We start from the raw sequence: 10,260 nt of genomic DNA, 5'->3' as shown, positions 1-10,260 counted from the left end.
GGGCGAAGCTTATAAGCTTCCACGCAGCGAATTCCGTGCGATGCTTCACTTTGTTGAAAACCCAGGTAAGATTTTAACACGTGCCGACTTGTTATTAAAAATGACTGGCCGTGAATTAAAGCCCCATGACCGCACTGTTGATGTGACAATTCGTCGTATCCGTAAGCACTTTGAAAGCTTGCCTGATACGCCAGAAATCATCGCGACAATTCACGGTGAAGGCTATCGTTTTTGTGGTGACTTAGAAGCATAATCTTTTAAGGTTAGCCGCAATAAAAAACCAGGTGAATCACCTGGTTTTTTTTATATCTGCTTTTTAGTTAATCATGGAACGCCATAGTGATTACTTCAGCTGTTGATCTAAAAATGCCGCTAATGATTTATATAAATGATTACGCACTTTCTCGCCACGCATTGAATGTTTAGACCCAGGGTAATCCATCATTTGGAATAACTTACCCTCATCTTGTAACGCTTTATATACTCTAGTGCTGTTTTCAAACAGGACATTATCATCAGCCATACCGTGATACATCAATAAGCCCGACTGGTAATTTTTCACATAAGGTAAAATGCTGCTGGCATCGTAACCTTTCTTATTGGTTTGTGGGTCCCCCATATAACGCTCAGTATAATGATTGTCATACAAGCGCCAATCCGTTACTGGCGCACCCGATATTGCTGCTTTAAAATAACCAGGCGCCTTAAACTGACTCATCAACGCCATGTAACCACCATAACTGTGACCGTAAATTGCAACATTATCACCATCAATAAACGGCAAGCTGCGTAAGTAATCAACACCAACTTTTTGATCGTTTACTTCAGCATCACCCATATTTTGATAAATGACATATTCAAATTGAGTCCCACGGTGCGCTGAACCACGATTATCTAATTGAAATACCGCATAGCCTTGCTGTAGCAGATATTGAGTAAAATAATCTGCTTCGCTCCAGCTGTTCACCACTAACTGAGCATGCGGTCCACCATATACGCGCACCACAACTGGATACTGTTTAGCGGCATCAAAAGGCACTGGTTTAAACAATCTGTATTGTAATGCTTGACCATCTTCAGCAGTTAATTGCCCAAACTCAGGCACTTGCCATAAGCCTGCATAATCATAAAGCGGATGGTTTTTATCAATTTCATTTTGTTCAACCCAAGCTAACTGTTTGCCAGAATCATTGTGTAAACTTATCTGTGGCGGTTGCTGTAAACTACTAAAGTAATCTAAATAAACGGGCTTTTTATCTGCAAATACAGCCTCATGCATACCCGATGCTTGGCTAATTCGCTCAATGGAATCCATACCTTTATTAAGGTTGACCCGATACAAATGACGCTCAACGACACTGTTTTTTCGACCGCTAAAATATACCCAACCCGTTGCTTCATCGACAAACTCAAGTGCGTCAACCGCCCAATCACCTTGGGTTAATTGTTTAAGTTGTTTGCCTTCTAAGTCAAATAAATACAGATGATTAAAACCATCACGCTCGGAGCCCCAAATAAAGGCCGCTTGTTGCTTTAAAAAGTGCAAATCATTGTTTAAATTTACCCATGCTTTGCTGCGCTCTTCAATTACCGTTTTAGTTTGTGTCGGTTTAGAAATTGCTGCAATGCGTAAATCTAGCGTTTGTTGATCACGACTTTGCCATTGGAACGACACATGCTGGCTGTCTGGCAACCAATCTACGCGAGGCAAATACATGTCTTTTTGTGTGCCTAAATCAATCCAGCTAATGTTGCGATCTTTTAAGGTCACGACACCCAGTGCTATCTCAACATTGGCTTTACCTGCATAAGGGTAACGCTGCTCAGTTAATTTAATCCCCTCAGCGTAAATTTCATTACGAGTCACTAACTCAACACCGGATTCATCGATACGAGTAAAGGCAATGGCAGACTCGTCGGGCGCCCACCAATAGCCTGTCATACGGTCCATTTCTTCTTGGGCGACAAACTCTGCCATAGCGTTTTTAATCGGCCCTTTACCGTCAGTAGTGAGTGCTGTTACTTTTTGACTATCCAATGACAGTACAAATAAGTTTTGATCACGCACAAATGACACAAAGTGACCTTTCGGAGACAAACGTGCATCGGTAGCAAAACCTTCACCAGTTGCAAGCTCAGCCACTTTATTGCTGTCAACATCATATAAATACAACTTACCCGCAGCAGGGATTAAAATATGTTGGCTGTCTTCAGACCAGAAATACTCCATGATCCCTTGGCCGTAAATACGCTGACGCTCTCGACGAGCTTTTTCTTCATCAGACAGTTCTCCAGCCTCTAATTGATCTGCATTAATCAGCACACTGCGCTTACCCGTAGCGATATCCATTTGCCATAAATCATACAAATGCTGATTATCGGCTCGGTTCGATAAATAGGTTACACGTTTTCCGTTAGGCGATAAGGCCAACCCACGAGGGCTTGAGCCTGCTAAGGCTGGTGACGCATGAATACGTTCAATGGTTAGTGGTGTAGTGCTACCGTTGATTGCAGTCAGTGTCGCGGTAGTTGATGAGTTCATGATGCTGCCTTTAGCGGTTGCTGTTGCTGAAAAAACCGGGCTCGTAAAAAGAAGTGGCACGGCAGACACTGCCGCTAAAGCATGATGCTTCCATGTTGTTGTCATTATTAATAATCCTTGGGGCAATTCAATCCGCCCACATTTTGCCTCAATTAACAGTAAAACCAAAACCTCAGATAACAATCGCTGAAATTAGCGTCATTGTGGGGTATGATTTACACATAACTGATAAGAATTAACAACATCGACCTTAACCTCGCAAAATCTCATAGGAAAAATCATGCAGACTTTGGCACAAACCCTTAGCGCACAAGCCGTAAACGCGTCTTTAACACAACTACTATTCACCCTAGCTGACACCTCAAAAGCCATTAGTGGTGCGGTTCGTCACGGGGCATTAGCGGGCGTTTTGGGTGCAACAGAGCAAGAAAATATTCAAGGCGAAACCCAGAAAAAACTGGATGTGATCACCAATGACATGCTTAAAGATGCCCTTAAAGCCGATGGCAATGTACGTGGTTTAGCGTCTGAAGAAGAAGATTATGTGGTTGAGGTGAATGCTAAAGGTGAATACCTGGTGTGTTTTGATCCACTCGATGGCTCATCAAATATCGACATCAACTCATTAGTGGGCACTATATTTTCAGTATTACCTGCACCCGCTGGAGAGTTAAACGAACAAAGCTTTTTACAAGCTGGCCGCAAACAAGTTGCTGCGGGTTATGTGTTGTATGGCCCATCAACCATGATGGCGCTAACCACAGGCCAAGGCACCCAGTTTTATACTCTTGATCCAGACAGCCAAGAGTTTTTACTGACCGACGATAACGTACAAATAACCCCAGACACAGCCGAGTTTGCCATTAATATGTCAAACCAGCGTTTTTGGGAAGCACCAATGCAAACCTATATTGCCGACTTATTACTCGGAGAAATAGGACCTCGTGAGCAATCATTTAACATGCGTTGGATTGCCGCAATGGTCGGTGATGTGCATCGTGTATTGTGCCGTGGCGGTATTTTCTCTTACCCGACAGACAATAAAAATCCAGCAAAACCGTTCAAGTTACGTTTAATGTATGAAGCCAACCCAATGGCATTGCTAGTTGAGCAAGCTGGCGGTAAAGCATCAACAGGTTATGAAACGATATTGGACATTCAGCCAACCGAAATTCATCAGCGCGTTGCAGTGATTTTAGGCAGTGCCAACGAAGTCGATACCTGCTTGAGCTACCATGGTATTGATTACAGCGAAGAGCCATCAATTGATTAATTGAGCCTGTTGTAAGAAAACCGCCTTCTGGCGGTTTTTTCATTTATGTAGTGCAATTGAACTGATTGATGACCTGACTGAAGTGAATAAACACAGTGAACCACAATGTTGCATGCTTTCAGGAGGCGAGACTAAAGAATCATTTCTTTACAATAACTTAAATACCCACTAAGTTATTTTAACGATATTAATAAAGGACTATAACGATGTCGCAAGCCAGAACATCGAATAAAAAAAAATACATTGCGGCTGTTTTATTTTTACTGTTAATTAGCGTGAGTGCCTATGCCTATCTGATGTCAACTAAACCTACCACAATGGAAAAAGGCACTATTTTAGTGCTGCCGGTACACCTCTCAACAGACAACGCTGATTCACAATGGAATCGCTATGCAGCGATGGATGTGCTTATCAATCAGCTAAATGTCGGTGTTCATTACCTGTTACTGCAAACCGAAGATATTATAAATATTATCTCACTTATCGCTAATGACCACTTGAGCCAAACTGTCGACATTCAGCAATTAATGGCTGTCTCTGGCGCGGGGTTGGTGATTGAATCCAGTATTACCGGTGCCAATAATCAATATCAATTAGCGTTTACACTACATCAGCAGCATCATACAGAAGCGGGAGTCGTTAACGCTTCCAGCATCGAACAAACATTATTAGCAGCAGCAGCAAACGAGATTACTCAGCAGCTCAATTCACAACACAATTTACAACAGAAGCAACAAAATAAGAAAACAGCAACTCAATACCATTCACGTCTTAGTTCCCCTCTGTTGTTCAATGCAATAACACAGCTACAACTTGGCGACACTAAGGCTGCTGAGCAGCACTTATCTACACTCATAAACACCACGCCAGACAACTTAGTTGCCATGCGTTTACTGGCCAGTATCCAATTGCAGCAACATCAATATGAACAGCTTCATACCACATTGATAGCAGCAATCAATCTAGCTAAACATCAGCAAGATGAGAGAGAATTAGCCAGACTAAGATTATTATTAGCGCAAAGCTACACCGAAACGGACAGAATAGAACAAGCATTAGGTGTACTTACCATTGCCAAAACCAATGCTGCTAAAGTGAAAGACTGGCTAACATTGGGCTATATTTCACAGCTTGCGGGCATGATAAACAGCGCATAGGTCGTAATGATGAAGCCAGAGAGCAGTTTAAAAAAGCCATTGAATATCATCAAATGATGAACTATCCCATAGGACAAACACAGGCGCTGAATGAATTGGCAGAACTTGAGGTGATTGAGTTTAACTACCCACAAGCTTATCGCTATATTAATCGCTCTTACGAGCAGGTTGCTCATCGCGGTTTAGATGATTTAGAAAAGACGACATTCAAGCTGATGACCAAGATAGAAAATAAAATGCAGCATAGATAGCATCTACTATTTTCGACACAACGACCCTGTAACAGGTTCGCCAATATAAAACCCTAAGCATATGACCTTAGACATAACACCTTAAAAATAAAAAAATAACACCTTAGACATAAAATGGCCTGCTATGCAGGCCATTTTATTCATACTGCTAAACGAATCTTATACTTCCTCAGCTGCAGCTTTTGCAGCCTCAAGCTGATGCGCTTGTTCAGTTTGATCCACAATGGTTAATACCGCAGTATCACCGACCACATTACATGAGGTTCATACCATATCAATAATACGGTCTAATGCTGCAACAATCACAAATGCCTCTGCTGGTAAGCCTAATTGGTAAATCAATACCCCAATCATCACCATCCCACCACCAGGAACACCACCAGCACCCACCGACAGTAAAAATACGCTGAACAATAACGATGGAATTTGATCATTACTGATTGGCATACCAAAGGCGTTTGCAACAAAGAAAATCGCAATAGTGATATAAATCGACACCCCGCCCATGTTCATGGTTGCCCCCAGTGGCACACCAAAACCAGCCACAGCTTGACTCACACCTAGCTTGTCAGTAAGAGTACGCATGGTTACCGGAATAGTGGCGTTTGAGCTAGCAGTAGACAATGAAAAGAGAATTTGTTCTTGAGTTTTATCTCTGAAAGTTTTCGCTGAAATAGGAGTGAACAGGCTAACAGAATATGGGTATACGATAAAAATCCAAATCAATAATAAAGCCAAAATAAGCACTAAATATTCAACTACACTGACAAAAATTTCAGGCTCTAAGGTTGCGCCTAATTTAAACATTAAGGCGAATACACCGTATGGCGCTAAACTCATTACCACAGAAATTAAACGCATCATGATTTTATTGGCGGTTTGAAATCCTTTAACTGCTCCCTCAACCGATTGCCCCATTGATTTAATGACACCGCCCATTAATAGCGCCATAAAAATCACTTGCAACATATTGCCAGAGGTAAAGGCTGAAAACGGGTTGTTTGGTACAATACTCACAATTAACGACATTAAATCAGGCAGTTCTGTGGCGGTAATATCCAGCGAACCGTTGCTCGACATATCCACGCCTTTACCGGGCTCAAATATCATTGCGACGGTAAAAGCAGCTAAAATCGCTACCATGGTATTAATAATATAAAACCCAAAGGTTTTACCCCCTAAACGGCCAAAGCTTTTTAAATCTTGTAACTCACACACACCGCACACAATACTCACAAACACCAGTGGAACCACTAGCATCATAATCATATTGACGAACATGGTGCCAACACCACTGGCTAGGCTAACTAACGTGCCACCAAAAAAAGCATTATCTGCCAGTAAAAACTGCACAATACTACCAAGCAGAACCCCAAAAAACAGACCGATAAAGATCCGTGCTGAAAGTGATTTTGTCATCTATAAATTTCCCTTCGAAATGGCAACTTCTGTTGCTAATTATTGTTATACCAATCCTGGTGCTTATTCTTTTCGAGCGCTGAAATACTGAGACATAGCGCAATATATTTCAATCACCTTATGAACAAAAGTGATGACTTAATCGTCGCTTAACAAGCATGTAATATAAAAGCTAAAAATAACAATAGATTATAGACTTAGTTAATCACTAACGATGGTATAACCAGTAATAGATTTAGGACCTAAACGGCTAAAATCTGTGCGTATAGCGATAAAAATCAAGCAGACAGCGAGAGTAACAATCAATTTGAAGGTTTTGCTTGGCGGTTGAGTGAGCTCAACTCGGTTTAATAAATGAGATGAGTCTGTTCAATCAGCGTAGCGTTTTTTATTCTGCAGAGTAGCGATTAAGTAACGTCAGTGACATCGATTTGGCTAACATGTGCTGCTGTTTAATGCTCACGCAATGTTGTCCGAGCCATTGCACTAACGCTAACCATTGCGGATTATATATGACTGATTGGACGGAAGATTGAGAATCTGATTTATCGCCAGAATGTGCATCTCGATACAAATTATTAAGATAAGCCCATTGCTTATGTTGTTTATGAAAATCATCCGTCGAATTTGTCTGGGTTAACGCTAATAATTTATCTGGCGACGCTAGTGCGAGTTGCGGCACTATTATGCTACGGCAAGACTCAAGGGTATTGGCAATCATTAACCCTGCAGGATCAAGATCAGTAAAGCCGATGACATTGATGTTGAGTGGTTCAAGTAAGTGTAAAAAACGCTTTCGGCCTGCTGGCGAATAGTCATGACTACCACGGTATAACACCATGCAAGTATTAATAATGGTCTGTAAATCTGGGGTAAATGAATTGGTAAAAAAGTGATCAAAACTGTCGAGGTTTTCGACCACTATAAGGTTCGGTAAATTGAGTGTCTGACAAAGCGCAATCGCACTGTCGACCTTTAATCGCAGTGAACAATTATGTACAGATAATAAATCGGCAACTGAACCTGGTGCTAAATCAGTCACTTGGACTTGAGATAAACTAGGCGCCAGCTTAACTAATACATAATCAGCTTCAGGGCTGATGTTAGCGTATTTTTCATTAGCGCTGAGTTGTGACATCTGTTGGCGGGGCACATCAAAATCAAGGGCCAGAATATCTAAGCCCGAATCAATTTGGGCCATGTTACGCAGTAAGACATAATCGTTTGCGGTCAAATACAGGTATTTGTCAGCACCATCGGTCTCACCTATTTGCCACAATTGATACAATTTTTTCCAATCGGCAGTGAACTTCACTCGCGGCAAGCGCTGCTTTGCCGCGTGTTCCATTAGCTGTAACTGTCTTTTGCTTAGGCTAGCCATAACTCAACATCGTTAATAATAAAATTGCCGCTATAAACCGGATCAGGTTTACCTATCGGTTCAAGCTCAAAGTAATTTTTATGCTCATCGGCTAGGCCTTCATAACCGCCAATGACCTGATAAAGCCAGCTTTCTGCATCCCATGTTAATTGCTTCTCTTGCAAATAGCTTAATGCCGATTGACGTAAACCGGAATCAATCACTTCACAAAAATATTCATCCACGGCTATTTTAAGGGGATTTTCAGGGATGTCGAAATCTTCACTATCACCCATTTCAAAGGTTACATTATGCTCACGCAGTACCGCAGGTAACGAGTCGCGACTAATGGCTTTAACTTGTGCCACTAAGCTCATCAGCTCTAGTTCGTGATGAGGGTTTGACACATCAACACTTGCAGGGGCTATAAGCGCTTCAGCACAATTAAATAATACCGGTACCGCTTTATGCACTACATGGTTTTCAGGTTGATAATCAGGATGCATGTTGGTGTGCAGTAACCAACCTTTGAGTAATCGGGTGCGTCCTTGGATTTGCCTAAACCGCCCAAGTAACTCATACAATCTAGCCTGGACAATACTCAACTCTTGAGTACATTGACTTAAGGTTTCTTGCAAACTGGTCATCAACAAACGGCGCAGCTCGCGGATATCACCAGCAATTTCACCTAACTCGCTAAATTGAAACATTTCTAAGCCGTTTAGCAGCTCTGACACCTGGCTTTGGGCCAATTCGTTTTCGCGAATTTTGGCACTTATAGTCCCAACATAACCAAATTCGTTGTTAATTCGGCTCCATAACACCCGAATTGAATAACGTAAACTGTCGGTAAAGCTGTATACATGCTCATTTAAATCGGCTAAATAGGCTTCTGCAGCACTGAAATCTACATCACGGCGCGCTTCTTTATAATGATCGGCTAAGGTTTTTATTGTCGCTAGCGCTGAGCCGACGTTGGCATCAATCTGTCGATTACGTTCGTCGCTTAATGCTTCTTCCAATAATGCCCGCACCGAACGCTTTAAGCGCAGTTCTTGATCCGGTTCTGGTCGCCATAAAATGCCACTTTTTTTCAGTTTTTCGATAACGCCAGCATCATGGGCTGTATCGTTAATCGACCCTGCCAAATATGCATCCATGACAACATCGGCATGGCGCCCAAGTTGCTTGAGCAGCTTTACCCCAGCTTGGTGTAAGTTACTGCTCATATCAAGTCCCTTTGAGTCGCTGTTTCTGCCTGTGCCTCAAGACTTAAGCCTTCGGTCTCATCAATAAAGCGGATCACTTCGTATAAATAATCTAACTTACCCGTGGCAATATAAATCTGTTTTTCACTATTGGGTTTGGTTAAATAACCCAGTTCCACTAAGCGCTTAAATACCAACTTAATTTGGCCGTCAACGTTAGTACTGCTTGAACCGAATAATCGGTAATGACTCAACTTAGTGAGTTGCTCTCTAAAGGCTGGCGTGTCTTCAATACGCGCTTGTAAATCGGTTAAGCGGATCGGCGCGCCTTCGCTCAGCGGAGCATCTTGACCACTGGCTTCTTGCACTAATACTAGCCATTCCACTAATGGAATTAGTCCTGAGCAAATATCTTTAAATTGCGATGAAATAACTTTGCGCTCAACCTCGCCTAGCTGCAAATAACCACAAAAAAAGACTTCACCCTCACCAGCACTGGCAATGGTGCGATTAATTTGGTTAAGGTAGGTTTCAACTCTGTCGCGAGTGCTGTTGTTTTTTAATGCCCGCCAACCGTCTTCATTGGTCACTCGGCAAATAAACTCTCCACGCAACAATTGCTCTATTAATGCGCCAGTACCTACTAAGGTAGTTTCAGTCGATTCAGACATTAGATGTGCTCCTTAGCAGTTTCAGCGCGAGTCATTTCCGCCGTAGGCATTTCGGTTTTAGTGTTACGTTGCGATAAACGGGCTGCTAACGGGTTGGCTTTAGGTTTAACGACCTGCAGCTTTTTCGTTTGCTTATTAATGATGTAACGGTTAGCAAATAGACTTAGCACTTCAGATTCAGGATTTGGAAAAGCCCCTAATACACTGATATTGTTGTTCTCACAGGCATCGAAAATTTTCTTCACGTTAGTGTGATGTAGCGTACCTAACTCATCAATTGGCCAATGGATAGTGACATTGGCTTTGCCGCGCAATAAACGGGTGAAGGCCAATAAAAACTTACATAAAATAAGGTAAGCCATACCATGACTTGAAGACT

The 10,260-nt window shown here is 42.1% G+C and carries 9 protein-coding genes and 1 pseudogene; 4 read left to right on the top strand and 6 right to left on the bottom strand.

The features are described 5' to 3' along the window. The coding region (locus tag H5202_RS13750) for a winged helix-turn-helix domain-containing protein (RefSeq protein WP_182772568.1) at positions 1-253 on the top strand (253 nt) is incomplete at its 5' end. Positions 254-343: 90 nt separating this feature from the next. Here H5202_RS13750 and H5202_RS13745 read toward each other — a convergent pair. After that, positions 344-2,647 carry a S9 family peptidase gene (locus H5202_RS13745; protein ID WP_182772567.1) on the bottom strand — a complete coding sequence of 768 codons (2,304 nt, stop codon included), beginning with the start codon at positions 2,645-2,647 and terminating at the stop codon, positions 344-346. A 175-nt stretch (positions 2,648-2,822) separates the two neighbouring features. Here H5202_RS13745 and H5202_RS13740 point away from each other — a divergent pair, with 175 nt between their 5' ends. From H5202_RS13740 to H5202_RS13730, 3 genes are all read left to right on the top strand, one after another. After that, positions 2,823-3,815, top strand: a complete 993-nt coding sequence (locus H5202_RS13740; protein ID WP_182772566.1) for a class 1 fructose-bisphosphatase — start codon at positions 2,823-2,825, stop codon at positions 3,813-3,815. Positions 3,816-4,021: 206 nt separating this feature from the next. Beyond that, complete coding sequence (locus tag H5202_RS13735; RefSeq protein WP_182772565.1) at positions 4,022-4,972, top strand: hypothetical protein; 951 nt, start codon at positions 4,022-4,024, stop codon at positions 4,970-4,972. 53 nt (positions 4,973-5,025) lie between these two features. Further along, positions 5,026-5,223: a hypothetical protein gene (locus H5202_RS13730; RefSeq protein ID WP_182772564.1), complete on the top strand. Its 198-nt coding sequence runs from the start codon at positions 5,026-5,028 to the stop codon at positions 5,221-5,223. A 159-nt stretch (positions 5,224-5,382) separates the two neighbouring features. Here the strand turns inward: H5202_RS13730 and H5202_RS13725 are convergent. The 5 genes and pseudogenes from H5202_RS13725 to H5202_RS13705 all read right to left on the bottom strand — a co-directional run. After that, positions 5,383-6,642, bottom strand: a pseudogene (locus tag H5202_RS13725) (dicarboxylate/amino acid:cation symporter). A gap of 388 nt (positions 6,643-7,030) precedes the next feature. Next, the gene (locus H5202_RS13720) at positions 7,031-8,023 is read right to left on the bottom strand and encodes a DUF7281 domain-containing protein (RefSeq protein WP_182772563.1); all 993 of its coding nucleotides are present in this window, start codon (positions 8,021-8,023) and stop codon (positions 7,031-7,033) included. After that, positions 8,011-9,231 carry a phosphoenolpyruvate carboxylase gene (locus H5202_RS13715; protein ID WP_182772562.1) on the bottom strand — a complete coding sequence of 407 codons (1,221 nt, stop codon included), beginning with the start codon at positions 9,229-9,231 and terminating at the stop codon, positions 8,011-8,013. Before H5202_RS13715 ends, H5202_RS13720 begins: the two co-directional genes overlap by 13 nt. Beyond that, positions 9,228-9,881: a condensin complex protein MksE gene (locus H5202_RS13710; protein WP_011636014.1), complete on the bottom strand. Its 654-nt coding sequence runs from the start codon at positions 9,879-9,881 to the stop codon at positions 9,228-9,230. The genes H5202_RS13715 and H5202_RS13710 overlap by 4 nt, the downstream gene beginning before the upstream one ends. Beyond that, a partial coding sequence (locus tag H5202_RS13705; RefSeq protein ID WP_182772561.1) for an ATP-binding protein occupies positions 9,881-10,260 on the bottom strand: 380 nt, incomplete at its 5' end. The genes H5202_RS13705 and H5202_RS13710, both read right to left, overlap by 1 nt.

Origin of the sequence: Shewanella sp. SG41-4 (assembly GCF_014164505.1) — a bacterium.
GTDB lineage: Bacteria > Pseudomonadota > Gammaproteobacteria > Enterobacterales > Shewanellaceae > Shewanella.
Note: the sequence above shows the minus strand (reverse complement) of the source record. Positions and strands in the feature narration are given on the sequence as shown.

Excerpts from the sequence above, each read along its gene's own strand:
- H5202_RS13745 (WP_182772567.1), bottom strand. The coding sequence starts at position 2,647 with ATGACAACAACATGGAAGCATCATGCTTTAGCGGCAGTGTCTGCCGTG.
- H5202_RS13740 (WP_182772566.1), top strand. The coding sequence starts at position 2,823 with ATGCAGACTTTGGCACAAACCCTTAGCGCACAAGCCGTAAACGCGTCT.
- H5202_RS13735 (WP_182772565.1), top strand. The coding sequence starts at position 4,022 with ATGTCGCAAGCCAGAACATCGAATAAAAAAAAATACATTGCGGCTGTT.
- H5202_RS13730 (WP_182772564.1), top strand. The coding sequence starts at position 5,026 with ATGATGAACTATCCCATAGGACAAACACAGGCGCTGAATGAATTGGCA.
- H5202_RS13720 (WP_182772563.1), bottom strand. The coding sequence starts at position 8,023 with ATGGCTAGCCTAAGCAAAAGACAGTTACAGCTAATGGAACACGCGGCA.
- H5202_RS13715 (WP_182772562.1), bottom strand. The coding sequence starts at position 9,231 with ATGAGCAGTAACTTACACCAAGCTGGGGTAAAGCTGCTCAAGCAACTT.
- H5202_RS13710 (WP_011636014.1), bottom strand. The coding sequence starts at position 9,881 with ATGTCTGAATCGACTGAAACTACCTTAGTAGGTACTGGCGCATTAATA.